This is a genomic window from Cellulomonas sp. NPDC058312 (assembly GCF_042880135.1).
Taxonomy (GTDB): Bacteria; Actinomycetota; Actinomycetes; order Actinomycetales; family Cellulomonadaceae; genus Cellulomonas.
In genome coordinates, this window is the sequence record NZ_JBHVZE010000006.1 from 95,128 (window position 1) to 120,515 (window position 25,388).

General features: G+C 76.2%; 20 protein-coding genes. 13 read left to right on the forward strand and 7 right to left on the reverse strand.

Annotated elements, in window-relative coordinates:
• Window positions 1–73: 73 nt before the first annotated feature.
• Window positions 74–265 (reverse strand): 50S ribosomal protein L28, encoded by a 192-nt coding sequence (rpmB, locus tag ACFVXN_RS16885; RefSeq protein WP_122150310.1) that lies wholly within the window; start codon window positions 263–265, stop codon window positions 74–76.
• A gap of 366 nt (window positions 266–631) precedes the next feature.
• On the opposite strand from rpmB, the gene ACFVXN_RS16890 reads away from it, so the two are divergent.
• The 11 genes from ACFVXN_RS16890 to mutM all read left to right on the forward strand — a co-directional run bounded on the left by ACFVXN_RS16890 (window position 632) and on the right by mutM (window position 11,293).
• A complete protein-coding gene (locus tag ACFVXN_RS16890; protein WP_389235111.1) occupies window positions 632–2,317 on the forward strand; it encodes a DAK2 domain-containing protein in 1,686 nt (561 codons plus the stop codon).
• Complete coding sequence (locus ACFVXN_RS16895) at window positions 2,314–4,572, forward strand: ATP-dependent DNA helicase RecG (protein ID WP_389235114.1); 2,259 nt, start codon at window positions 2,314–2,316, stop codon at window positions 4,570–4,572. The genes ACFVXN_RS16890 and ACFVXN_RS16895 overlap by 4 nt, the downstream gene beginning before the upstream one ends.
• An 89-nt stretch (window positions 4,573–4,661) precedes the next feature.
• Window positions 4,662–5,354, forward strand: coding sequence for an ATP-binding cassette domain-containing protein (locus ACFVXN_RS16900; protein ID WP_389235117.1), 693 nt, complete (start codon window positions 4,662–4,664; stop codon window positions 5,352–5,354).
• A complete protein-coding gene (locus tag ACFVXN_RS16905; RefSeq protein ID WP_389235120.1) occupies window positions 5,351–7,045 on the forward strand; it encodes a DUF6297 family protein in 1,695 nt (564 codons plus the stop codon). The genes ACFVXN_RS16900 and ACFVXN_RS16905 overlap by 4 nt, the downstream gene beginning before the upstream one ends.
• The gene (rsmD, locus tag ACFVXN_RS16910) at window positions 7,042–7,680 is read left to right on the forward strand and encodes a 16S rRNA (guanine(966)-N(2))-methyltransferase RsmD (RefSeq protein WP_389235123.1); all 639 of its coding nucleotides are present in this window, start codon (window positions 7,042–7,044) and stop codon (window positions 7,678–7,680) included. Before ACFVXN_RS16905 ends, rsmD begins: the two co-directional genes overlap by 4 nt.
• Window positions 7,681–7,690: 10 nt before the next feature.
• Window positions 7,691–8,197, forward strand: coding sequence for a pantetheine-phosphate adenylyltransferase (gene coaD / locus ACFVXN_RS16915; protein ID WP_389235126.1), 507 nt, complete (start codon window positions 7,691–7,693; stop codon window positions 8,195–8,197).
• Entirely contained in the window at window positions 8,194–8,679 is a 486-nt protein-coding gene (locus ACFVXN_RS16920; RefSeq protein ID WP_389235129.1) for a hypothetical protein, read from the forward strand. Before coaD ends, ACFVXN_RS16920 begins: the two co-directional genes overlap by 4 nt.
• Before the next feature lie 186 nt (window positions 8,680–8,865).
• Window positions 8,866–9,366 (forward strand): YceD family protein, encoded by a 501-nt coding sequence (locus ACFVXN_RS16925; protein WP_389235132.1) that lies wholly within the window; start codon window positions 8,866–8,868, stop codon window positions 9,364–9,366.
• 2 nt (window positions 9,367–9,368) lie between these two features.
• The gene (gene rpmF, locus ACFVXN_RS16930) at window positions 9,369–9,563 is read left to right on the forward strand and encodes a 50S ribosomal protein L32 (RefSeq protein ID WP_389235135.1); all 195 of its coding nucleotides are present in this window, start codon (window positions 9,369–9,371) and stop codon (window positions 9,561–9,563) included.
• Window positions 9,564–9,636: 73 nt separating this feature from the next.
• The gene (gene rnc / locus ACFVXN_RS16935; RefSeq protein WP_389235138.1) at window positions 9,637–10,356 is read left to right on the forward strand and encodes a ribonuclease III; all 720 of its coding nucleotides are present in this window, start codon (window positions 9,637–9,639) and stop codon (window positions 10,354–10,356) included.
• A 13-nt stretch (window positions 10,357–10,369) separates the two neighbouring features.
• Window positions 10,370–11,293, forward strand: a complete 924-nt coding sequence (mutM, locus tag ACFVXN_RS16940) for a bifunctional DNA-formamidopyrimidine glycosylase/DNA-(apurinic or apyrimidinic site) lyase (protein WP_389235141.1) — start codon at window positions 10,370–10,372, stop codon at window positions 11,291–11,293.
• Window positions 11,294–11,344: 51 nt separating this feature from the next.
• On the opposite strand, the gene ACFVXN_RS16945 is transcribed toward mutM, so the two are convergent.
• Window positions 11,345–12,292, reverse strand: a complete 948-nt coding sequence (locus ACFVXN_RS16945; protein WP_389235144.1) for a phosphoglycerate dehydrogenase — start codon at window positions 12,290–12,292, stop codon at window positions 11,345–11,347.
• Window positions 12,293–12,459: 167 nt separating this feature from the next.
• On the opposite strand from ACFVXN_RS16945, the gene ACFVXN_RS16950 reads away from it, so the two are divergent.
• Window positions 12,460–13,089 (forward strand): response regulator, encoded by a 630-nt coding sequence (locus tag ACFVXN_RS16950; protein ID WP_389235512.1) that lies wholly within the window; start codon window positions 12,460–12,462, stop codon window positions 13,087–13,089.
• A gap of 51 nt (window positions 13,090–13,140) precedes the next feature.
• Here the strand turns inward: ACFVXN_RS16950 and ACFVXN_RS16955 are convergent, their stop codons facing one another.
• Genes ACFVXN_RS16955 through ACFVXN_RS16975 form a run of 5 tightly spaced genes read right to left on the reverse strand, consistent with a single transcriptional unit; the run spans window position 13,141 to window position 21,174 of the window.
• The gene (locus ACFVXN_RS16955; RefSeq protein ID WP_389235146.1) at window positions 13,141–14,964 is read right to left on the reverse strand and encodes a GAF domain-containing protein; all 1,824 of its coding nucleotides are present in this window, start codon (window positions 14,962–14,964) and stop codon (window positions 13,141–13,143) included.
• Window positions 14,949–16,910 (reverse strand): thiol reductant ABC exporter subunit CydC, encoded by a 1,962-nt coding sequence (cydC, locus tag ACFVXN_RS16960; protein WP_389235149.1) that lies wholly within the window; start codon window positions 16,908–16,910, stop codon window positions 14,949–14,951. Before cydC ends, ACFVXN_RS16955 begins: the two co-directional genes overlap by 16 nt.
• Window positions 16,907–18,616: a thiol reductant ABC exporter subunit CydD gene (gene cydD, locus ACFVXN_RS16965; RefSeq protein ID WP_389235152.1), complete on the reverse strand. Its 1,710-nt coding sequence runs from the start codon at window positions 18,614–18,616 to the stop codon at window positions 16,907–16,909. Before cydD ends, cydC begins: the two co-directional genes overlap by 4 nt.
• Before the next feature lie 16 nt (window positions 18,617–18,632).
• Window positions 18,633–19,679, reverse strand: coding sequence for a cytochrome d ubiquinol oxidase subunit II (gene cydB, locus ACFVXN_RS16970; protein WP_389235155.1), 1,047 nt, complete (start codon window positions 19,677–19,679; stop codon window positions 18,633–18,635).
• Between the two features lie 10 nt (window positions 19,680–19,689).
• On the reverse strand, window positions 19,690–21,174 hold the full coding sequence (locus tag ACFVXN_RS16975) for a cytochrome ubiquinol oxidase subunit I (RefSeq protein WP_389235158.1): 1,485 nt from the start codon (window positions 21,172–21,174) through the stop codon (window positions 19,690–19,692).
• A 447-nt stretch (window positions 21,175–21,621) separates the two neighbouring features.
• Between ACFVXN_RS16975 and ACFVXN_RS16980 the strand changes: the two genes are divergently transcribed.
• Window positions 21,622–25,227: a ribonuclease E/G gene (locus ACFVXN_RS16980; RefSeq protein ID WP_389235161.1), complete on the forward strand. Its 3,606-nt coding sequence runs from the start codon at window positions 21,622–21,624 to the stop codon at window positions 25,225–25,227.
• The last annotated feature ends 161 nt before the right edge of the window (window positions 25,228–25,388 follow it).

Below are 25,388 nucleotides of genomic sequence, written 5' to 3' on the forward strand. Positions count from 1 at the left end.
CGGCGTGCCGCAGGCCCCCGGGCAGCACGAAGGCCCGCGCGGCGAACCGCACGGGCCTTCGGTCGGTCTGACGTCAGACGGCGCGCTGCACCTTGCCGGCCTTGAGGCACGAGGTGCAGACGTTCATCCGCTTCCGGGTGCCCGCGACGACGACGCGCACGCGCTGGATGTTCGGGTTCCAGCGCCGCTTCGTGCGCACGTGCGAGTGCGAGATGCTGTGCCCGAAGCTCGGGCCCTTGGCGCAGACGTCGCAGTTGGCAGCCACGGTCTTCTCCTGATCGGTCATTGCACGCCGCTCGGAAGGGTCCCGCGCGGCAAGTCCTGGTGGTTTCGGGGCGTCCGTCCCGGTGGTCCGAGGACCGGCCGAAGGACACCACCCGTGCCCGGCAGTGGCCAGGCAACCGGACAAGACTAGCCCACGACGGGGCCGACCCTCAAAACGACCTCCGTCACACCGGCCTCCTCGCTCTCCCCGCCCTGCCGAGGTCGAGGGTTTCGCGCGAGGTCGAGCGTTCCAGGCCGCCTCGCGGTGCGAACCCCTCGACCTCGACGGGGTGCGTCGTGCTGGTGCGGCAGAGTAGGGCGGTGGGTGAGACGCCCGACCGGATCGAGGAGAGGACTGCGCGCGGACGTGCCTGGACGACTGGTGGACGCCGACGTGCTGCGCGCCTGGCTGGACGGTGCGGAGCTCGCCCTCGAGGACGCGCGCGGGCGGATCGACGCGGTCAACGTGTTCCCGGTCGCGGACGGCGACACCGGGACCAACGTGCTGCTGACGGTGCGCGGCGCGGCCGAGGCGGTCCGCGCGCTGGACCCGGACGCGCCCGGCGAGGAGGTGCTGCGGGTGCTCGCCCGCGGGGCGCTGCTCGCGGCCCGGGGGAACTCCGGCGTGATCGTCAGCCGCTACCTCGCCGGGCTCGCCGAGGGCCCGCACGGCGCGCTGCCGGACGTGCTCGTGCGCGCCGCCGCGGCGGCGCGCACGGCGGTGCACGAGCCCGAGGACGGCACGGTGCTCACCGTCGCGGCCCGGGTGGCGCGCGGTGCGGCGGACGCGGCCGGCGCCGTCGGGGTGCGGGACGACGGCGCCCGGGTGCCGGCCCGAGCCGCTGACGCGCTGCCCGATGACGCCGGGCTGCTGCGCGCGGGAGCGGCCGCGGGCCGGGCCGACCTGGTCGCGATCAGCGCGGCGCACCCGGTGCTGCACCGGGCGGGCGTGGTCGACGCCGGGGCGTGCGCGCTGCTGGTGCTGCTCGACGCGCTCGCCGCGGCGCTCGGCGGCGCGGACGCGCGGGTCGACGTGGCGTGGCTCGACCGGCTCGCGGCCCCGGCGCAGGACCCGGCCGCGCCGTCTGCGACCCCGGTCACCCCCGTCACCCCAGGGCCGCCCGTGACCCCGGGGCCGCCCGTGACCCCAGCGACGTCCGCAGCGCCCGACGCCCCGCCCGCGCCCGACGCGTTCGAGGTGATGGCGGTGCTGCACGGGGCGGGCGCGGCCTGCGGCCCGGACCTGCGCGCGGCCCTCGCGGCCGTCGGCGACGCCGTCGCGGTGGTCGACGGCGTCGGGGTGCTCACCGCGCACGTGCACACGCCCGACCCGGCTGCCGCGCTCGCGGCGGTCGCCGGCTGCGGGGGCCGGTGGACGGGCGCCGTGGGCAGGCTCGCCGGTGAGGCCCGCGCCGTGGTCGCGTGCACGGCGCACCCGGTCCTCGCCCGGGCACTGGCCCGCACCGGCGCGACGGCCCTCGTCGTGCCCGACGGGGTGCCGGTCGCCGAGGTCCGGGCCGCGGTCCGGCGCGCGGTGCAGGACGCCGGGGTGCCCGCGCACGCCCCCACGCCCACGCCCGGCGCCGCGCGCGTCCACGGTCCCGCCGCCGTGCTCGTGCTCCCGGGCGACCGCCTGGACGGCGTCGACCCGGGGGAGGGCTGGACGCCGGTCCCGGGCGCGGACGACGACCTCCGGGTGCTCGCCGCCGTCGGCGACGCGGACCCGGACGCCCGGCCCGGGACGACCACGACCACCTCCGCCCCGGGGCCGGACGCCGCCCTCGCCGCGGCGGTCCGCCTGGCCGCGGGCTCCGGCCCGGGTGCGCGGCTGACCGTGCTGCTGGGCCCGGGTGCGGCCACCGACGACGGCCTCGACCTCGTGGACCGGTTCGCGCCGACGCACCCGGGTGTCCGGGTCGAGGTGGCCGGGCCCGTCCCCGCGGGACCGGCGTTCCGGCTGGCGCTGACCGCCGGCGCCGCGCACCCGGCCCCCACCGCAGACCCGTCCACCCCGCCCACCCCGTCGAGCTCCCCCGCACAGGCACGCCCGTGACCGTCCCCGACGACGCCGTCGTCCGCCCCCTGCCGTTCCTCGAGCGCGACGTCGCGTCCATCGCCGGCACCCGCGGCACCAAGCTGCTCGCCAAGCTCGGCCTGCACACGTTCGGGGACCTGGTCCGGCACTACCCGCGGCGCTGGCGGCGCTGGGGCGAGATGACCCCGATCGACCACCTGGTCGTCGGGGAGCACGTCACGGTCGACGCGGTGGTGGAGCAGGCGACGACCCGGACCATGCGGTCCCGGGGTGGCGTCATCCTCGAGGTCGTGGTGCGCAACGGCCCGCACCGGGTGCACCTCACCTGGTTCGCCAAGCACGCGGGTGCGCTGCGGACCATCGAGCGCGAGCTCGCCCCGGGGACGCCGGGGATGTTCTCCGGGGTGGTCAAGGAGTACCGGGGCCAGCTCCAGCTGACGCACCCCGAGTACGAGGTGCAGGACCTGGGCGACGTCGTGGACGAGGCGATGCGGATCCTCGAGGCGGAGCGCCCGCGGCCCGTGTACCCGTTGACCGCCGGCCTGGTGAACAAGCAGATGACGACGCTCGTGGCGTCCGTGCTCGACATGATGACCGAGGAGGACGTGCCCGACCCGCTGCCCCTGGCCGTGCGCCGCGACCTGCCCCGGCTGTTCGGTGCGCTGAACGCGCTACACCGGCCGCACGACCAGGTCGAGCTGGAGCAGGCGAAGCAGCGCCTGCGGTACGAGGAGGCCTTCGTCCTCCAGGTCGAGATGGCCCGTCGTCGCGCGCGGGTCGCCGCCCAGGCGGCCGTCGCGCGCCCGCCCCGGACCGGCGGGCTGCTCGACGCGTTCGACGCCCGGCTGCCGTTCGAGCTCACCGCGGGCCAGCGGGAGGTCGGTGCCGAGATCGCGGCCGAGCTCGCCGAGGACCGGCCGATGCAGCGGCTGCTGCAGGGCGAGGTCGGCTCGGGCAAGACGGTGGTCTCGGTCCGCGCGATGCTGCAGGTCGTGGACGCGGGCGGGCAGGCGGCCCTGCTCGCGCCGACCGAGGTGCTGGCCGCCCAGCACGTGCGGACGCTGCGGAGGCTGCTCGGCGACCTCGCCGAGGGCGGGATGCTCGGCGGCGCGCAGGACGCGACCCGGGTGACGCTGCTGACCGGCTCGCAGGGGTCCGCGGCGCGGCGGGCGGCGCTCGCCGAGGCCGCGGGCGGCGCGGCCGGGATCGTCGTCGGCACGCACGCCCTGCTGTCCGAGCACGTGCAGTTCGCGGACCTCGGGCTGGTGGTCGTCGACGAGCAGCACCGGTTCGGCGTCGAGCAGCGCGACGCGCTGCGCGCCAAGGCCGGCGGTGTCCCGCACCTGCTGGTGATGACCGCCACGCCGATCCCGCGCACCGTCGCGATGACGGTGTTCGGCGACCTGGAGACGTCGGTGCTGCGCGAGGTGCCCGCGGGCCGCGCGGACGTCGCCACGCACGTCGTCCCCGCGCAGCGACCGGGCTGGCTCGAGCGCACCTGGCAGCGGGTGCGCGAGGAGGTCGACGGCGGGGGCCGCGCGTACGTGGTGTGCCCGCGGATCGACGGCGACCCGGCGACGGGACGGGCGCGGGACGACGGGGACGGCGCCGACCTGGTGACGGACGACCCGCCCGAGGGCGACGAGCGCCCGAAGCGGCCGCTGCGCGCCGTGCTGGAGGTCGCCGAGGAGCTGCGGTCGGGCGCCGCCCTCGCGGGTGTGCCGGTGGGGGTGCTGCACGGCCGGATGACGTCGGAGGAGAAGGACCGCGCGCTCGCCGACTTCTCGTCCGGCGCGGTCCCGGTGCTGGTGTCCACCACCGTGGTCGAGGTCGGTGTGGACGTCCCGGAGGCGACCGTGATGGTCGTGCTGGACGCCGACCGGTTCGGCATCTCCCAGCTGCACCAGCTGCGCGGGCGGATCGGGCGCGGGTCCCGGCCCGGGGTCTGCCTGCTGGTCGCGGACGCCCCGGAGGGCACGCCCGCGGCGATCCGGCTCGGGACCCTGGCGGGCACGCGCGACGGGTTCGAGCTCGCGGCGGTCGACCTGGAGCTGCGGCGCGAGGGCGACGTGCTCGGCGCCGCGCAGTCGGGCGGGGCGACGTCGCTGCGGCTGCTGCGGGTCACCCGCGACGCCGACGTGATCGAGGTCGCGCGCCGGGACGCGCGCGCGGTGGTCGAGGTCGACCCGGAGCTGCAGACCCACCCGGCGCTCGCGGCGGCGATCCGCACGATGCTGGCGGGGGAGCGCGAGGAGTACCTGGAGCGGGCCTGAGGCCGGACCAGTCCCGCCGGCGCGGCCGGCCGCGCCGGGTCCCGGTGGTCCCGGCGGGGCACCTCCGACCGGTGCGTAGGCTGCACCCCGTGTCGAAGCAGCCCGTGATCCGTGCCGTCGACCTGCTCGTCGGCTACGGCGGGGAGCCCGTGTGCGCTCCCGTCTCGTTCACCCTCCCGCCCGGGAAGGCCCTGGCCCTCGTGGGCGCCAACGGCTCCGGGAAGTCGACCGTGCTGCGCGCGGTCCTCGGCCTGCTGGAGCCCGTCGGCGGCCGGGTCGAGGTGCTGGGCCGGACGGTCGACGAGCGCGAGGTCGGCTTCCGGACCCGGGTGTCGAGCGTGCTGGACGACGACGCGTACTTCCCGGCGCTGACCGTCGCGGAGCACCTGTACCTGACCGCCCGCGGCCACGGGGTGCAGGGCGCGGACGCGGTGGTCGACGAGGTGCTCGAGGAGTTCGGGCTGACCGAGCACGCCGCCGCGCTGCCCGTGGCGCTGTCCTCGGGCCAGCGCCGTCGCCTCCTGCTCGCCGCGGGCCTGGTGCGGCCCCGGTCGCTGCTGGTGCTCGACGAGCCCGAGCAGCGGCTCGACGTGGCGATGCGCGACCACCTGGCGCAACGGCTGATCGAGGAGAAGCAGTCCGGCGGGTCCGTGCTGCTCGCGACCCACGACCCGGAGCTGCTGCTCGCGGTCGCGGACCGCGCGGTGCTGGTCGCCGACGACGCGTCCCGGCTGCTGAAGGTCGCGGACGCCGTCGAGGCGCTGCGGCCGGGCGTGCTGTGACCGAGCGGCCCGGCGCCGAGGTCGACGAGTTCGCGGCGACGTCCGCCGACCTCGCGGCCGACCCCGCCGCGTCCTGGGACGACGCCCCCGAGCCGGCCGTCCAGGCGTCCGGCGGCACGACCCCCGTCCCGGCCGCGCGGTCGATCCGGCGGTTCACGGCCGCTGTCGCCCGCAGCCGCTCCGGCGCCGGCCTCGGGGAGGTCCTCGGCGACGTGTACTACGCGGTGCTGGTCACCGCCGTGGGCGTCGGCGTCGCGCTCGGCGTCGCCGGCCAGATGCGCGCCGCGCTGCCGCACGTGCCCGACCAGGCGCTGCCCACGGGCATCAGCCTGCCGACGGTCGTCGCGGTGTTCGCGGTCGTCATCGCCGGCACGGTGCTGTCCGTCGGTGCGCGTCTCGGCCCGGTGGGCGCGGGCGGCGCGGAGGCGACGTGGTGGCTCGGCACGCCCGTCGACCGGCGCGGCCTGCTGCGGCCCGCGTCGCTGCGCCTGCCGGTCGTCGCGGGCGTCGTCGGCGGACTCGTCGTGGCGCTGCTCGACGGCGGCCTGCTCGCGGACCACGGCATCGGGCACGTGCTGCGCCTCGGCGCGACGGCGGGACTCGTGTGCGCCGCGCTGGTGCTGCTCGCCGGCCACCTGCAGGCCCGCGGCGTGGCCCGGCGCACCACCGCGGGCGCGGGGGACGCGGTGATCGCCGTCGCGCCGGTGCTCGCGCTCGGCGCGGCGTTCGCGGGCTGGCGGCTGTCCGCCCTCCCGGACGTGCCGGTGTGGGCGCTCGCGGCGCTGGCGGTGGCGGTCGGCGGCCTGGGCTGGTGGCTCGACACCCGGCTCGGACGGATCCGGGGCCGCGACCTGCGCGAGAGCGGCTCGGTCGCCACGCAGGCGGCCGGCGCGGTCGCGTCGCTGGACTCCCGCGAGCTCGGCCGCGCGCTCATGGACTCCGCCGCGCGCCCGCGCCGGCGCCGGGTCCGCCGGATGCGGCTGGTCCGCGGTCCGGTCACGGCGGTCGTCGTCGCCGACCTCACGGCGCTGCTGCGCTCCCCGCGGCACCTCGTCCAGCTCGTGGTCTCGGCGCTGGTCCCGGTGGTGGTCGTCATCACCCCGCAGCTGGCCGGCGTGCTCGGCGTGGTGCTGGCGGTGCTGATCAGCGGCTACGTGGCGATGCTGGCGACGTCCGAGGGCGCGCGCCGGGCGGAGATGTCGCCCGTCGTCGACCGGCTGCTGCCGCTGTCCGCGCAGCAGGTCCGTCGCACCCGCCTGATCGTCCCCGCGGCGGCGATGCTGCTCTGGTCCGTGGTCGCGTTCGCGGCGATCGGCCGCTGGGAGGGCGACGTGCTGCCGTGGCTGCTGCTCGGCGTGGCCTCGTCGCCCGTGTGGGCGGCCGCCGCGGTGCGTGCCGCCTACCGCCCGGCCCCGAACTGGGAGGGCCCGCTGATCGCGACCCCGGCGGGCGCGCTGCCCGGCGGCGTCGCGGCGGTGCTGTCCCGTGGCCCGGACGTCGCGGTGCTCGGGATGGTGCCCGTCATCATCAGCGTGGTGCTGGGGTCCGTGGTCCCGACGGTGCTGGTCGTGCAGGTGGCGGTCGCCGCCATCGCGCTCGCGGTGGGCGCGAGCACCAGCACGAAGACGATGATGGACCGGCTCTCGGAGGCCTCCGAGAGCGCGGAGGCGGACAAGCGGAGGCGCGCGTGACCCGGATCGTGGCCGGATCGGCGGGGGGCCGGACGCTGGCCGTCCCGCCCCAGGGCACCCGCCCCACGAGCGAGCGGGTGCGCGAGGCGCTGTTCTCCCGGCTCGAGCACCTCGACGCGCTCGACGGGGCCCGGGTGCTCGACGGGTACGCGGGGTCCGGCGCGCTCGGCCTGGAGGCCGCGAGCCGGGGTGCCGCGCACGTGGTGCTCGTGGAGTGGGGGCGGGTCGCGGCGGACGTCTGCCGGAAGAACGTCGCCACCCTCGGCCTGGGGGACCGCGTCGCGGTGGTCAAGGACCGGGTGGAGGCGTACGTCGCGCGGCCCGTGCCCGCCCCGTGGGACCTGGTGCTGCTGGACCCGCCGTACGACGTCCCCGACGCGACGCTGGCGCAGGTGCTCGAGGCGCTGGTGCCCGCGCTGACGGTCGAGTCCGTCGTCGTCGTGGAGCGGTCCACGCGCAGCGCCGCACCGCCGTGGCCCGACGGGATGCACGGGTTCGACACCCGCAGGTACGGCGAGACGGCCGTCCACCTCGGGGCGCGCAGCCCCGACCCGGAGGGCGACGCGTCCGACGGCTCGGTGGACGACGCGCCCGACAGCGCGCCCGGTCAGGACCCGGACGCGCCCCGGAGGTAGATTCGGGCCCGTGGTCCTCGCGGTGTGCCCCGGCTCGTACGACCCCGTCACGCTCGGCCACCTGGACGTGGTGCGCCGTGCGCGGCGCCTCGCGGACGAGGTGGTCGTGCTCGTCGCGCACAACGCCGCCAAGCGGCCGCTGCTCGACGTCGCCACCCGGGTGGCGCTGATCGAGGACGCGGTGGCCGACCTGCCGGGCGTCCGGGTCGCCTCGTCGGCGGGCCTGCTCGCGGACGAGCTGCGCGCCCTGGGCGCCGACCTCGTCGTCAAGGGCCTGCGCGGCGGTGCCGACTTCGACGCCGAGCTGCCGATGGCCCTGATGAACCGCCACCTGTCGGGGGTCGAGACGGCGTTCGTCGTCGGCGACCCCGCGCTGTCGCACGTCGCGTCGTCCCTCGTGAAGGACGTGGCGCGGCACGGCGGCCCGATCGACGACCTCGTGACCCCCGCGGTCGCCGCCGCCGTCCGCAGCGCGCTCGCCGCCGCCGCAGCACCCGGAGAGGGGAGCCCCGCATGACCGAGCCCACCGCCGACGCCGCCACCCTGACGTCCGTCCTGGACGCCCTGGAGGACGCCGTGCAGGCCGCACGCGCGATGCCGATGTCCTCCTCGGTGCTGGTCAGCCGTGCCGAGCTCCTGGACCTCGTCGAGCAGGCCCGCACCGCGCTGCCGACCCAGCTGCGGCGCGCGGACGACGTGCTCGCCGCCGCCGACGCCGAGCGCGCGGCCGCCCAGGCCGACGCCGAGCGGATCGAGGCCGCCGCGCGCCGCCGCGCCGCCGAGCTGGTCGAGCAGGAGTCCGTCGTCGCCCTGGCCGAGCAGCGCGCCGCGGAGATCGTCCGCGAGGCCGAGGAGACCGCGCGCGGGCTGCGCCGCGACGCCGACGACTACTGCGACCGCCGGCTCGCCGACTTCGAGATCGACCTCGGCAAGGTCCTGAGCCAGGTGCAGGCGGGGCGGGCCAAGCTCGCCGGGCGCCTCGACGACCCGACCGGCTGACTGTGACGGACGCCCGATTGGGTGGAGCCGTCGCGGTGCCGTACGCTTGACCGTTGGTCCTGCCGGTTGCGCAGGTGCCGAACCCCTCAGGACAGGAACGTGGACGTGGAGCGCGCGACGACTCACCTCGATCCCCGCTCGCCCTTCGTGCTCGACACCCACGAGCTCGGGCGACGCCCGGGATCGATGCGTCGTGTGCAGCTCACGGCCCCTGCCCCCGAGGACCTCGGCACCGACGTGATCGGCGTCCCCACCGGTGACGACGTCGAGCTGGATCTCCGGCTCGAGGCGGTCATGGAGGGGGTCCTGGTCTCCGGCTCCGCGCGGGCACGGGCGGTCGGGGAGTGCGTGCGGTGCCTGGACGAGGTGGTCGACCACGTCGACGTCTCGATCCAGGAGCTGTTCGTCCACCCCGGTCGCGCCGAGGTCGCTCGGGAGGACGGGGACGACGAGGAGGAGCTCCGCGAGCTGGACGGCGACCTGGTCGACGTCGAGCCCGTGGTCCGGGACGCGGTCGTGACTGCGCTACCCTTCCAGCCGTTGTGCCGTGTCGACTGCCCCGGGCTCTGCTCCATCTGCGGAGCGCACCTGGCGGACGACCCGGACCATTCGCATGAGACCCTTGATCCTCGGTGGGCCGCCCTCGGCGGACTGCAGAGCACGCTTGACGAGAAGAGAGAGAGCTAGCCGTGGCTGTTCCGAAGCGCAAGATGTCGCGCAGCAACACCCGTGCGCGTCGGTCGCAGTGGAAGACCACTGCCACGACGCTCACGACCTGCCCGCAGTGCAAGTCGAACATGCGCCCGCACCAGGCGTGCCCGACCTGCGGCGCCTACGCCGGTCGCCGCTACGCCGAGGCCATGCGCACCGAGCACGCCGGCTGACGACCCGCTGATCCGTCCTCTCCGCCGGTCCTCGACCGGACGTGCAGGGGGCAGCACCAGCGCGGCAGCACGCATGAGCACCGCAGCAGCACAGCTCGCCCAGCAGCTCGGGGTCCGTCTGGACCCCGAGCTGCTGGTGCTCGCCCTCACGCACCGGTCGTTCGCCCACGAGGCGGGCGGCATCCCCACGAACGAGCGCCTGGAGTTCCTGGGCGACACGGTCCTGGGTCTCGTCGTCACCGAGGAGCTGTACCGGGTCCACCCCGCGCAGTCCGAGGGCGAGCTCGCGAAGATGCGGGCCGCGACGGTGTCGCAGCGCGCGCTGGCCGAGGTCGCCCGCACGCTCGACCTCGGGTCGTACGTGCTGCTCGGCAAGGGGGAGCTCGCCACCGGCGGTCGGGACAAGGACTCGATCCTGTCCGACACCCTCGAGGCCCTGTTCGGCGCCGTCTACCTGTCCCACGGGCTCGAGGCGTCCCGCGAGGTCGTCCTGCGGCTCGTCGGCCCGACGCTGACCGCCGCGGCGGACCTCGGCGCCGGCCTCGACTGGAAGACCAGCCTGCAGGAGCTCACCTCGGCCCTCGGGCTCGGCGCCCCGACGTACCACGTGTCCAGCGACGGCCCGGACCACGCCCGCACCTTCACCGCCGAGGCGGTCGTCGCGGGTGAGGTGCACGGCACGGGCACCGGCACCGCGAAGAAGCTCGCCGAGCAGCGCGCCGCCGCGCTGGCGTACACCGCCCTCGAGGCCGCCGGCGAGTCCGCCGCGGCCACCGCGCCCGCGGCCGACTGACCCCGCCCGGCCCGTGCCCGAGCTGCCCGAGGTCGAGACCGTCCGCGACGGCCTGGCGCGTCACGTCGTCGGCCGCACGGTCCGGTCGGTGGACGTCCGGCGCCCGTACAGCGTGCGCCGGCACCTCGCGGGGCCCCTGGACCTCGCGGGCCGCCTGACCGGGCGCACCCTCACGGCGGCCGCGCGACGGGGCAAGTTCCTCTGGCTGCCGCTCGACCACCCGGGTGCCGCCGGGGCCGAGCCCGACGACGCGCTGCTCGCGCACCTCGGCATGAGCGGCCAGCTGCTCGTCCGCGCCACCCCGACCGACGTCGAGACCGGTGGTACGCACCCGCACCTGCGGGTCCGGCTGCTGCTCGACGACGGCGGGTCGCTGGACTTCGTCGACCAGCGGACCTTCGGGCACCTGTCGGTGGTCGACCTCGTGCCCACCCCGGACGGCCGCGCGGGCGGCGCCGGGACCGACCTGCCGCTCGTGCCCGCGCCGGCCGTGCACATCGGCCGGGACCTGCTCGACCCGGCCGCCGACGCCGACGCCGTGGCACGGGCGATCCGCCGGCGTCGCACGCAGGTCAAGCGGGCCGTGCTCGACCAGACCGTGATGTCCGGCGTCGGGAACATCTACGCCGACGAGGGCCTGTGGCGCGCCCGGGTGCACCCCGCGACACCGACCGCCGAGCTGGACCAGGCGACGGCGCTGCGGGTGCTGGACGGCGTCACCGGCGTGATGCGCGACGCCCTCGCCCAGGGCGGGACGAGCTTCGACGCGCTGTACGTCAACGTGAACGGGGCGTCCGGCTACTTCGACCGGTCGCTCGCCGTGTACGGGCAGGCGGGGGAGCCGTGCCCGCGGTGCGGGACGCCGGTCGTGCGGGAGCCGTTCATGAACCGGTCCTCGCACTTCTGCCCGCGGTGCCAGCCGGCGCCCTCGGCCTGACGGCACGCCGACCGGGCGCCGGGCCTGTCGCGGGCGTGGGGCCCGGGCGGGTCAGCGCCGCACGACGTTGCGCAGCGGCTCGCCGCGGACGAACGCCCCGATATTGTCGGCCAGCAGCGTGTCGGCGCCGATCGGCCGACCGCCGGCCGCGTGCGGGGTGACGAGCACGCGCGGCTCGTCCCAGAACGGCGAGTCCGCGGGCAGCGGCTCGGTGGCGAACACGTCGAGCGCCGCCCCCGCGAGCCGTCCCTCGCGGACCGCGGCGAGCAGCGCGGCCTCGTCCAGCGTGCTGCCCCGGCCCACGTTGACCACCCACGCGTGCGACGGCAGCTGCGCGAACACCTTCGCGCCCAGCAGGTTCCGGGTCGAGGGGGTGGACGGCAGGATGCCGATCAGGACGTCCGTGCCCGGCAGGGCCTGCGGGAGCTCGTCGGCGGCGATCACCGGGTAGCCGGCGCGCTCGCCCGACCGGGTGGCCACGCCGATGACCTGCGCCCCCAGCACGGTCAGCAGCGGCGCGAGGCGCGCCGCGATCGACCCGAACCCCCAGATGAGCACCCGGGCGCCCGACAGCGAGCGGAAGTCGCCGCCCTCGTGCGGGGAGCGCTGCATCCCGCCGAGCTCCGACGCCCACCGGTGCGCGTCCTGGGCGCGGACCAGCTCCGGGAGCCGGCGGGCGGCGGCCAGCACCAGCGCGAGCGTGTGCTCCGCGACCGGGCCGTCGTGCAGCCCGCGGCCCGACGTGACCTGCACGTGCGGGGCGAACCCGGCGGCCAGCACGGCGTCCGGGCCCGCTGCCAGCGTCTGGACCCAGCGCAGCGACCCCATCCGGCGCGCGGCGTCGGCGAGCAGCACGGGAGGGTTGCCCCACGCCACCAGCGCCTCGGCGTCCACGAGGTCGTCGGGGAGCGGCTGCTCGACGTCGTAGGTCACGGCGCGCACCCCGTCCGGGAGCGCGGGGGACAGGGCGATGGACGACGGCAGCAGGACGGTGGTCATGGGCAGAGAGTTCCCTACCGGCGGGCGCGCCGCCAGGTGAACTCCGCAGTCCGGGCCGTCGGCCGGTGCGGCGGTGCGCGACCAGGCTGGACGCTGTCGATACGATGCTCCACGTGTCCGCCACGAACAGCGCAGTCCAGCCGGCCCGCACGGGACCGATCTCGGTGATGATCGTCGACGACCACGAGGTCGTGCGGCGGGGGATCGCCGAGGTCGTCGAGCGCGCCGACGGCATGAAGGTCGTCGCCGAGGCGGGGTCGGTGGCCGACGGCGTGCGCCGTGCCGGCCTCGTCCACCCCGACGTGCTGCTGGTGGACCTGCAGCTCCCCGACGGCACCGGGATCGACCTGATGACGCAGGTGCGGACCACGCTGCCGACCGCGCGGGCGATCGTCCTGACCTCGTTCGACGACGACGACGCGCTGGCCGCCGCGCTGGACGCGGGCGCCGCGGCCTACCTGCTGAAGAGCGTGCGCGGCGCGGAGATCACCGACGTGATCCGCGCGGTGGCCGCGGGGCGGACCCTGCTGGACGAGCGCACGGTCACGCGCCGCCGCGCCGGTCACGAGGACCCGACCGAGAACCTCACGCCGAGCGAGATGAAGGTGCTCGACCTGATCGGGGACGGGCTGTCCAACCGGGAGATCGCCGAGCGGCTGGGCGTCGCCGAGAAGACCGTGAAGAACCACATCACGTCGCTGCTGGCGAAGATGGGCCTCCAGCGCCGGACGCAGGTGGCCGCGTGGGTCGCCGCCCGTCGGCACAGCGGCTGGCGCGCGGAGACCGGCCACAGCTGACCGCGGCTCCCTCGTCTCGGCGAGCCCGGACGCCCGGGTGCGCCGGGACGCTCAGCCGAGCGGGACCTCCCACGACAGGAGCGTCCCGGTGCCGCCGGGGGCGACCCCGAGCGTGAACGTGCCGCCGTGCTGCCGGGACCGGGCCGCCAGGTTGCCGGTGCCGGAGCGCCGGTCGCGCACCTTCGGCAGGCCGACGCCGTCGTCCTCGACCTCGACCCGGACGGACCCCGTGGGCCCGACGCCGTGCACCGCGATCCGGACCCCGACCGAGGACGCGTGCGCGTGCCGGGCCGCGTTGGCGAGCCCCTCGCGGACCACCGCCACGACGTCGTCCGTCCGGTCCGGGCCGATCCGCTCGTCGATGAGGTCCGCGACGATGTAGTCGCCGTCCGCGACGGCCTCGTCGTCCAGCGTGACCACCAGGGACGGGGCGAAACCGAGCCCGGTCCGGGCCAGCGACGCCTCCCGTCGGAGCCGCTCGACGATGCCGGTCGCGGCGTCCGGGTCGCGCAGCGCGTAGACGATCTGACGGATCTGCCGGACCGAGGCGTCGACGTTGTCGAGCGCCTCCTCCACGATCCCGGTGAGCTCGGAGGGGTCGACGCCGCGCGCGGACCGGCGGCGCACCGTCTCGAGCTGCATGCCCGTCGCGAACAGCTGCTGGATCGCCAGGTCGTGCAGGTCGCGGGCGATGCGCTCGCGCTCGTCCAGGAGCGCCGCGACGTCCTGCGCGTGCCGGGCCTCGGCGAGCACGAACGCCAGCGCGGCCTGCGCGGCGAACGACTCGGCCGTCGCGAGGTCGTGCGCCTCGAAGCCCAGGGTCCCGACGCGCCGCAGCAGGATGAGCACGCCCACCCCGCGGCCCGAGGTCTGCAGCGGGGCGAACAGCGCGGACCCGAACGCGCGCATCGCGGGCACGGTGATCCGGCGCGAGGTCGACAGCGAGTCCATCAGCAGACCGGTGCCCTCCTCCATCACGGACCACGTGGGCCCGCCGGGGGTGAGGTGCGCGCCGACGAGGGTGTCGGCGTTGTGGCCGTCGGCCAGCTCGATCAGCAGCTCGCCGCCGACGCCCGGCAGCGCGAGCGCGGCGGTGTCGGCGTCGGCGACCTCGCGGGCGGTCGCGGCGATGTGGGCGAGCGCGTCCTCCTCGTCGGCGCCGGACAGCAGCATCGTCGTGATGTCCTGGCCGGCGCGCAGCCAGTGCTCGCGGCGTGCGGCGTCGGCGTACAGCTGCGCGTTCGCCACGGCGACCCCGGCGGTCGCGGCCAGCGCGATCACGGTCGTCGCGTCCCGCTCGGTGAACCCGCCCTCCTTCTCGGAGAGATACAGGTAGCCGTAGACGTCGTCGCGGACCCGGACGGACGCGCCGAGGAACGACCCCATCGGGGGGTGCTCGGCGGGCCAGCCGCGGAACGCCGGGTGCTGCGTCAGGTCGTCGAGCTTGAGCACACCGTGGGTCGGGATGTGGCTCAGCACGCCCTGGGCGTGCGGCGGGTGCCCCATCATCGCCGCGGCGGCCGCGGGGACGCCGGTCTGCACGAAGGTCGTCGACTCGCCGCGGGAGTCCAGCACGTTGATCGCGCCGTACCGCGCACCGGTGAGCTCCACGGACACCCGCACGAACCGCTCGAGCACCCCGGGCAGCTCGAGCCCGGAGGCGACGGACAGGACGGCGTCCAGCAGGTCGGCCAGCTCGTCGCCGGTCTCGGAGGCGGTGCCGAGCTCCAGGTGCGACCGGCCGCCCGGCGCGCGCACGTGGATCGTGGTGGTCACGCCGGGCCCGTAGGACGGCTCCGGGAGGTCGGCGGCGGACCCGTGCCCGCCGTCGGGTCCGTACCCGCGGCGGCGCGGTCCGGTCAGGTCGTCGGCCATGTCCTCGTCGTCCCCGTCTCACCGTCGTGCTGCTCGCTGGCGTGCGCCTCACCGTAGCGGGCGTCGGTGGCCAGCAGGTGCGCGTGCGTGCCCCGCGCGTCGACCCGGCCGTCGCGCAGCACGACGACCTCGTCCGCGGCGGCGAGCGGCGCGAGGCGGTGCGTGACCACGAGGACGCCGCGGGCCGCGGGCCGCTCCGCGTCGGCGTGCGGGGTGGTGAGCAGGTCGGTGACGAGGCGGTCCGCGGTGGCCGGGTCCAGGTGCTCGGCCGGCTCGTCGACCAGCAGCAGCGGGGCGGTGGACAGCAGTGACCGCGCGAGCAGCAGCCGGCGGCGCTCGCCGCCCGACACGCTGCGGGCATCCGGACCGAGGGCCGTGCCGACACCGTCGGGCAGGCCGGCGAGCCAGTCGCCGAGCCCGGCGCGGACCAGCGCGTCGACCGCCTCGTCCTCGGTCGCGTCGCCGCGGGCGACCCGCAGGTTCTCCAGCACGGTCGTCTCGAAGACGTGGGCGTCCTCGGTGGTGAGGGCGAGCCGCGCGACCCGGACGGTCGGGTCGACCGCGCGCAGCGGCACGCCGTCGAGCAGCACCTCCCCGGCGCGCGGCGGCAGCAGGCCCGCCAGCGTCAGCAGCAGGGTCGTCTTGCCGACGCCCGACGGGCCGACGACCGCGAGGCTGCGGCCCGGCGCCACGATGAGGTCGAGGTCCCGGACCACGGGCTCGCGACCGGGCCAGCCCACGGCCAGGCCGCGCGCCTCGAGCAGGGCGCCGGGGGACTCGGGAGCCGGGGCGTCGGGTGCGGTGGCGTCGCGGTGACGCACGGCCGAGGCCGTGGTGGGGACGGGGTCGGGGGTCGCTCCGGAGACGCCCGTCGAGGCGCCCGTGCCCGGCACGGCCTCCTCCGGCACGGCGGCGGCGTCCAGCACGGCGGCCAGTCTGGCGGCCGCGACCCGGGAGCGGTGCAGCTGGATCGCGGCGGCGGGCAGCACGCTCGTCGCCTCGAACGCGGCCAGCGGCGTCAGCACGACCACCGCCAGCTCGACCGGCGCGAGCGTGCCCGCGACGGCGGCGGGGACGCCGACGAGCAGCGCCGCGAGCACCGCGACGCCGACGGCCAGGTTGCCGAGCGCGGCGGCGAGCGCGGCGGGGCCGGCGCCGGCGTCGGTGGCGCGCGCCAGGTCGGCGTCGGCAGCCCGCAGACGCGCGAGCTCGGCGTCGGTGCGGCCCTGGACCGCCAGCGGGCCGGCGTCCTCCAGCAGGCCGAGGGCGGTCGCCGCCATCTGGGCGCGGGCGCCGGCCGCGCGCTGCTCGGTGGTGCGGGCCGCGCGCTGGGCGAGCCACGGGGCGAGGACGCCGGCGACCAGGAGGCACGCGGCGAGGGTGAGCCCGGCGGCGGGCAGGAACAGGCCCATCGCGACGGCGGACCCGAGCCCCAGCACCGCGGCGACGGCGGCGGGCAGCAACCCGCGGACCACGACGTCGCCCACCGCGTCCACGTCCGCGCCCACGCGCGCGAGCAGGTCGCCGCGCCGCAGTCCGAGCGTCGCGCCCGGGCGACCCTCCGCGAGCCGCGTGTACAGGGTGGTGCGCAGCGTGCTCATGCCGCGCAGGGCGACGTCGTGCGAGACCAGCCGCTCGAGGTACCGGAACAGGCCCCGGCCGATGCCGAAGGCCCGCACCGCGACGGTCGCGACGGACAGCTTGAGCACGGGTGGCATCTCGGACGCGCGCACGATCAGCCACGCCGAGACCGCGGCCAGGGCGACCGCGCACCCGAGCGCCAGGACCCCGAGCAGCACGGCCAGCGCCACCCGGCGCGTGTCCACCTCGAGCAGCCGGACGGCGCGCCACAGCGGGTCGGCGGCGAGGCGTCGGCCGAGGCGCGTGCGGGGTGCCGGGGCGCCGGTCGCGCGGGCCGTCGGCGTCGGGCGGGTCGTGGCGCTCACCGGTCCACCGCCGCGGCGAGGGGAGCGGGGTCGGTCGCGGCGGCGTGGACGGTCACGACGTCGTCGGCCAGCGCGATCAGCGACGGACGGTGCGCGACGACGACGACCGTGCGGCCGGCCGCCGCCAGGGCCCGGACGGTCGCGAGCACGACCTGCTCGCCGGCGGCGTCGAGGTGCGCGGTGGGCTCGTCCAGCACGACCAGCGGGGCGTCGGACAGCAGCGCCCGGGTGAGCGCGACCCGCTGGCGCTGGCCGACGCTCAGGCCGGCGCCGCCGCGCCCGAGGTCGGTGCCCCAGCCGGCGGGCAGCGCGGCCACGACCGCGTCCAGGCCGGTGAGCGCGGCGGCGGCGTCGCGGCGGGCGCGGTCGTCGGCGTCGAGCTCGTCGTCCTCGGCGCCGGAGACCAGCCGGGAGACGGTGGCGGGGTCGAGCACGGGCCGCTGGGGGAGCCAGGCGACCTGCCGCCAGTACGACCGGGGCTCGACGTCGGCGAGCGGGACGACCGTGCCGTCCCCGGCGACGACCTCGACGGCACCGGTGTCCGGGCGCAGCAGCCCGAGCAGCAGGTCGACGGTCGTGGACTTGCCCGCGCCGCTCGGGCCGGTGACCGCGACGGTCCGGCCGGGTGCGACCGTGAGGTCGAGGTCGTGGGGCGCCAGCACGTCGCGGCCCGGCGCGCGGACGGTCACGCCGCGCAGCCGGACCGTCGCGGTGCGCAGGTCGGGAGCGGGCGTGCTGCCGGTCGCGGGCACGGGCGTCTCGAGGACGCGGAACACCTGGTCCGCCGCCGCGACGCCGTCCGTGGAGGCGTGGAACTGCATGCCGACCTGGCGCAGCGGGAGGTACACCTCGGGGGCCAGCACGAGCACGGTGAGGGCGGTGACGAGGTCGACCTGCCCGTACACGAGGCGCAGGCCGATGCCGACGGCGACGAGGGCCACGGCCAGCGTGGTCAGCAGCTCGAGCACCATGCCGGACAGGAACGCGATCCGCAGCGTGCCCATCGTGGCCTTGCGGTGCGCGTCGCCGAGCGCCTGCACCCGGGCCGCGGGGCCGCGCTCGCGACCGAACGCCTGGAGCGTCGGCAGCCCGGCCACCAGGTCGAGCACCTGCGAGCCGAGCCGCTGCATCACGCGCAGGCTGCGGTCGGACCGGCCCTGGGTGAGCTGCCCGATCAGGACCATGAAGATCGGCACCAGCGGCAGCGTGCCTGCGGCGAGGGCGGCGGAGATCCAGTCGAGGTCGAGGATCACGACGAGCACCGCGGGGGTGACGGTCGCGGACAGGACCAGCTGGGGGAGGTACTTCACGAAGTAGGGCTCGAGCGCGTCGAGGCCCCGGGTCGCGAGGGTGACGACGCGGGTGCCCTCGCCCTCGGCGAGCCAGCGCGGCCCGAGCTCGGCGGCCCGCGCGACGACCTGCTCGCGCAGCTCCGCGACCGCCCGGGTCGCGGCCCGGTGGGCGTACCGCTCCTGCACGCCGGTCGCGAGCGCACGCACCGCCACGACGGCGGCCAGCCAGCCGATCTGCGGGAGCAGGTCGGTCAGGTCGGCGCCGTCGTGGGCGGCGGCCGCGAGGACGCGGGCGAGCAGGATCGCCTGGGCGACGACCAGCCCGGCCGTGACGATGCCGAGCGACACCGTCAGGGCCAGGTAGCCCCGGGCGGCACGGGCGTACCGCAGGAGGCGGGGGTCGAGGGGCTTCACGCGGTGGTCAGGTCCCTCAGCGCTGCGTGCCGGCGTTCGACGGCAGGACGTCCGAGAAGGTCAGACCGGCGTGCTCCGGGATGTGCTCCGCGGAGATCCGCTTGCGGAACACCCAGTACGTCCAGCCCTGGTAGAGCAGGACGACCGGCACGAGGATCCCGGCGACCCAGGTCATGATCGTCAGCGTGTAGTCCGTGGACGACGCGTTGCGGATGTCGAGCGAGTTCGCCGGGTCGAACGCGGGCATGACGTCGGGGAACATCGAGCCGAAGATCAGCACGACGGCCGCGACGATGACGACGGCGGACCAGACGAACGCCCAGCCCTCGCGCCGCGCCCGGGTGGTCAGCACCACGAGCACGAGCGCCACCGCGGCGACCGCGACGACGGCCCAGGTCCACGCGACCGAGTAGGCGATCTGGGCCCAGATCGCCCAGGCCGCGGTGACGACCAGGACCACCGGGGCGAGCCGCTCCGCGAGGGCGCCGGACCGCTCGCGCATCTCGCCGCCGGTCTTGAGCGACAGGAAGATCGCGCCGTGCAGCAGGAACAGCCCGAATGTGACGGCGCCGCCGAGCAGCGCGAACGGGTTGAGCAGCGCGAAGAACCCGCCGACGTACTGGTGGTTCGCGTCGAGCTCGACGCCGCGCACCAGGTTGGCGAACGCCACGCCCCAGAGCACCGCCGGCAGGTAGGAGCCGGCCATGATGCCGCGGTCGGTCCAGCGCCGCCAGCGGTCGGTGTTGATCTTGCCGCGCCACTCGATGGAGACCACGCGGAAGATCAGGCCGACCAGGATCAGCAGCAGCGGCAGGTAGAAGCCGGAGAACAGGGTCGCGTACCACTCGGGGAACGCCGCGAAGATCGCCGCGCCGGCGGTGATGAGCCACACCTCGTTGCCGTCCCAGACGGGGCCGATGGTGTTGATCATGACCCGGCGGTCCTTGTCCTCGCGGCCGAGGATCGGCAGCAGCATCCCGACGCCGAAGTCGAAGCCCTCGAGCACGAGGTAGCCGGTCCACAGGACGGCGATCAGCAGGAACCAGATGACGGGGAGGTCCATGACCGGCCTCTCAGTAGGCGAACGACAGCGGGCGGTCGGCCGCGTCGGTGTCGTCCGGGTCGGGCCGGTTGTCGGGGTTGTCGGTGCTGTAGTCCTTCTCGTGGTCGGCGACGCCCTCCACGGCGTACCGCTTCATGAGCTTGAACCAGAACACCGCCAGCACGCCGTAGACGAGCGTGAACGCGACCATCGAGATGATGACCGTGGTCGGGCTGACCACCTCGGAGACGCCGCGCTCGGTCAGCAGCCGGACCCCGTCGACGCCGGTCGGGTTGGGGTAGACCACCCAGGGCTGGCGCCCCATCTCGGTGAAGATCCAGCCGAACGCGGACGCGAGGAACGGCGTCGGGATCGCCCAGATGCCCACCCGGGCGAGCCACTTGTTGCCCGAGACCCGGCCCTTGCGCGTGAACCACAGCGCCATCAGGGCGAGCAGCGCGGAGCCGGCGGCGAGGCCGATCATCAGGCGGAACGCCCAGTAGGTGACCGTGAGGTCGGGGATGTAGTTCGGGCCCTCGCCGTACTTCTGCGAGAACTCCTGCTGGAGGTCGTTCACGCCCTGCAGCGGCGCGTCGAAGTCGTTGAGCGCGAGGAACGACAGCAGGCCCGGGATCTCGAGGTAGTGCTTCACGCCCTCGCAGTTGTTCGTCAGGTCGCCGATCGCCAGCAGCGAGAAGGACGCGCCGTCGGTGCTCTCGCAGAGCGCCTCGGCCGCGGCCATCTTGGTGGGCTGCTGCTCGAACATGAGCTGGCCCTGCGCGTGGCCGGTGATGCCCAGGCCGATGCCGGAGACCAGCATGGTGAACACGCCGAGCAGCACCGCGGGGCGGTAGACCGTGCGGGCCTTGTGCTCGTCGCCCTGGCGGACCAGGCGGACCATCCACCACGCGGCGATGCCGGCGACGAACGTCCCGGCGGTGAGGAACGCGGCGGTCACGGTGTGCGGGAACGCGGCCCACAGGGTGTTGTTGGTGAGGACCGCGACGATGTCGGTCATCTCGGCGCGGCCGGTCTCCGTGTTGAAGACCGTGCCGACCGGGTGCTGCATCCAGGAGTTGGCGGCCAGGATGAAGAAGGCCGAGGCGTTCACCGCGAACGCGACCGCCCAGATGCACGCGAGGTGGATCTTCTTGGGCAGCCTGTCCCAGCCGAAGATCCACAGGCCGAGGAACGTCGACTCGACGAAGAAGGCGACGAGGCCCTCCATCGCGAGCGGGGCGCCGAACACGTCGCCCACGAACCGGGAGTACTCGGACCAGTTCATGCCGAACTGGAACTCCTGGACGATGCCGGTGGCCACGCCGATCGCGAAGTTGATCAGCATGAGCTTGCCGAAGAACTTGGTCAGGCGGAGCCAGTTCTCGTTGCCGGTGCGGACCCAGAAGGTCTGCATGAGCGCGACGAGCGGGGCCAGCCCGATCGTCAGCGGGACGAAGATGAAGTGGTAGACGGTGGTGACACCGAACTGCCACCGTGCCAGGTCGAGGGCTTCCACAGGGGGGTCCGTCCAGGTGCTGGGGCGTGGTGGGGGGCCGTACGGCCCAGGTGGGGGCCGTCGTCCGACGGTATTGCGCCCCGGTTCACAAGCGTAGGACAAAGGTCCCGCGATCTGACACGGTGTCGTCTCATTGTGATCCGGTTCACGAGCGTGACCTGGGGCACGTCGTGCGCGTCCCTGTGTGATACTTGCTCCGGCATCCCGGGACCCACACACCCCGGGCCGCCACCGTGTCGCCGCACCAGCGCATCGCGCTCGCCAGGCGCCGCCGGCCGCAAGGGTCCCTACCCGGGACGCCCCGCCGCCAGGCAGGCGATGGCGCCGAACGCCCGTGCTGCGAACGACACCGACGACTTCCGTCGCCGCGGGGACGCGAGCGACGACCGACCGCCCGAGGGGCGCCGAGCGTGTGGCCGGCGTACCCGGGCTTGCAGGAGCACCCGCGTGACGCTCGACAGCACCCCCGACAGCACCACCCCCGCGACGCAGGAGGGTGGCGAGCCGGCACCCCGCAAGCGCGCCCCCCGCACCCGCGCCCGGGTGACCAAGGCCGCCGGCGACCCGGCACCCACGGAGGCCCCCGCCGCCGAGGCCCCCGCCACGACGCCCGCCCCGGCCGCCGACGAGGCGCCGACCAAGCCGGTGCGGCGCCGCGCGACCCGCAAGGCCGCGACCGCCGCAGAGGTGCCCGCTGCGGACGACGTCGCCGCGGTCCTGGCCGCCGAGTCCGGTGCGGACCCGGCGCCCGCCGCCCCCGCGGACGAGGCTCCCGCCGCCCCGCGCCGTCGCCGCGCGACCCGCTCGACCGCCGCCGCCACGGCCGCCGCCGAGCAGGCCGCCGCCCCCGCCGAGCCCGCCGCGACCCCGGCCGCCACGACCCCGGCCGCCGAGGCGCCGGTCGCCGCGCCCGCCGCCGCGGAGCCCGAGGTCGCGCCCGCCCCGGCGAGCACCACCCCCGTCCGCCGGTCGCGTCGCGTGACGCGCCCCGCGGGTGCCGGCGTGGCCGCCCAGCCCGCCGCCGCCCAGCCCGCCGCCGCCCAGCCCGCCGCGGCGCAGCCCGAGCCGGCCCCCGCGGCCCCGACTGCCGAGCCCGTCATCGAGGAGCCGGAGGACGAGCAGGTCGCCGAGGCGGTCGAGCAGGCCGAGCAGACCTCCGCCGCCGCGCCGGACAGCCGCCTCGACGTGCTCGCCGAGCTCGGGCGCAGCACCACCGACGCCCCGGCGAAGGCGCCGCGCACCCGTGGCGGCCGTGGCCGGTCCAAGGCCGCGCAGACGGAGCAGACCGAGCAGCCGGCGTCGACCGACGCCGCGCGCGCCCCCGAGGCCGCCCCGGCGGCCGCGGCGGCCCGGCCCGAGCGCGCCCCGCAGCGGTCCGCCGCCCCGGCGGGCGAGCAGGAGCGTCCCGCCTCCACGCGGCTCGCGACCACCGCCCTGCTGTTCCAGGCCCCCGAGGCGCCCCGCCGCCGTCGGCGCGCGCAGGCGCCGACCGGAACACCGGAGGTCGTCTCCGCCAGCACCGTCGTCGAGGAGGCGCCCGCCGCCGTGTCCGAGGCCACGGCCCCGGTCCCCGAGGCGCAGGCCCCGGCCGCCGAGGAGCAGGTGCCCGCGCGCCGCCGCGGCCGTCGCGGGCGGTCCCGCACCGCCGAGGTCGTGGAGCCCGCCGAGGTCGTCGAGGACGAGCCGACGTCGGTCGACGAGGACCTGGTCGAGGCCGAGCAGGCCGACGTGGCCCGGGCCGCCGAGCAGGCCGACGCCGACGCCGACGCCGACGAGCGTGACGAGGCCGACCGTGACGAGGCCGAGGGCGACGACTCCGCCCCGCGCCGTCGTCGTCGTCGGGGTGGTCGTGGTCGCCGCTCGCGCGGTGGCGCGGACGCCGACGGGGACGACGCCGCCGACGAGGGCGACCGCCCCGCCGGCGACCGCGCGTCCGACGAGGACGCCGACGCGACCGAGGACGACCAGGACGAGGACGCCGACGAGCAGGGCGACGGCGAGGAGCAGGGCGGCAGCAGCCGTCGGCGCCGTCGTCGTCGCCGCTCGGGCCGTGGAGGCGACGACGCGGCGGCCGAGGCTCCTGCCTCGTCGCGCGGGAGCCGGTCCGGCTCGCGCGGCGGCGACGAGGTGACGGCCCTGCGCGGGTCGACCCGGCTGGAGGCCAAGCGCCAGCGCCGCCGCGAGGGCCGCGACGCGGGCCGCCGCCGCCAGATCATCACCGAGGCCGAGTTCCTGGCCCGCCGCGAGGCGGTCGAGCGCTCGATGGTCGTCCGCGAGTCGGGCGGCCGGACGCAGATCGCCGTGCTCGAGGACGGCGTGCTCGTCGAGCACTACGTGTCCCGGCAGGCGCAGGTCTCGATGGCCGGCAACGTCTACCTCGGTCGCGTGCAGAACGTGCTGCCGAGCATGGAGGCGGCGTTCGTCGACGTGGGCAAGGGCCGCAACGCGGTGCTCTACGCCGGTGAGGTCAACTGGGACGCCGCGGGCCTCGACGGCGGGCAGCCGCGCCGCATCGAGCAGGCGCTGAAGTCCGGCGACCCGGTGCTGGTGCAGGTCACGAAGGACCCGATCGGTCACAAGGGCGCCCGCCTGACGTCGCAGATCACCCTGGCCGGCCGCTACCTGGTGTACGTGCCCGGCGGCGGCATGACCGGCATCAGCCGCAAGCTGCCCGAGCCGGAGCGCGCGCGCCTGAAGAAGATCCTGCGCGAGGTGGTCCCGGACTCGGCGGGCGTCATCGTGCGCACCGCCGCGGAGGGTGCCAGCGAGGACGAGCTGCGCGCCGACATCGCCCGCCTGCAGGCGCAGTGGGAGGCCATCGAGAAGAAGTCGAAGACGGCCTCCGCGCCGGCGCTGCTCCAGGGCGAGCCGGACCTGGCGATCCGCGTCGTCCGCGACATCTTCAACGACGACTTCTCCTCGCTGGTCGTCCAGGGCGACGAGGCGTGGTCGACCATCTCCGGCTACATCGGGGAGCTGGCGCCCGACCTGGCCGAGAAGGTCTCGAGGTGGACCGGCACCGGCGACGTGTTCGCGGCGCACCGGGTCGACGAGCAGCTCGCCAAGGGCATGGACCGCAAGGTCTGGCTGCCGTCCGGCGGCTCGCTGGTCATCGACCGCACCGAGGCGATGACCGTCGTCGACGTCAACACCGGCAAGTTCACCGGCGCGGGCGGCACGCTCGAGGAGACCGTCACCCGGAACAACCTGGAGGCGGCGGAGGAGATCGTCCGCCAGCTCCGGCTCCGGGACATCGGCGGCATCATCGTCATCGACTTCATCGACATGGTGCTCGAGTCCAACCGCGACCTCGTGCTCCGCCGTCTGGTGGAGTGCCTGGGCCGCGACCGGACCAAGCACCAGGTGGCCGAGGTCACCTCGCTCGGCCTGGTGCAGATGACCCGCAAGCGGGTCGGCCAGGGCCTCGTCGAGGCGTTCTCCGAGACGTGCGAGCACTGCCACGGCCGCGGGTTCGTCGTGCACACCGAGCCGGTGGAGAAGGGCGGTCGGCAGGACCCCGCCCCGGCGCAGCCCGCGCCCGAGGTCGCCGACGCGAAGAAGGCGCGGCGCAAGCGCGGGGGAGCGGCGACCAAGGAGCAGGGCGCCCCGGCGGCCACCACCACGGTCCCGGTGCTGCCGGAGGCCCGCGAGGCGGTCAAGGCGACGCTGGCGACCATCGCGGCCGCGGCGGCGCACGCCCACGTGCACGACGACGAGGCGCACGAGCAGCCGCACGACGCGCCCGCCGAGGCGACCGCCCCGGCGACGGACGACGCGGTGCCGGTCTCCGGGAAGACCGCCACGGAGACCGTGGAGGTCTCCACGGTCGAGGTCGTCGCCGAGACGGGGATCGCCGCCGAGGCGGTCGCCGGCGCGGCGCGGACGCACGAGCAGCCCGTCCTGGACGTGCTGGCGGCGTTCGGCACCCGCACGGCGCGCGCACCGGAGCGCTCCGGCGCACCGGTGGACCCGCAGCTCGAGCTGACCCCGGTGGACCCGGGCCTGTTCGAGCTCCCCGAGGCCGGCGCCCGCGAGGGCGACGACGAGTCGTGAGGCGGGCCGCGGTCGGCGTCCCACCAGGGCGCCGACCGCGGTTTGACCCCCGACGCGGGTCTTGCGTATCCTTGAACGTCGGTGCGTTCTGACGATGACCGTGTGGCACGAAGCGTGGCACGCGATCGGACATCATCGGGAAGCACCGTTCGCGCGCAACG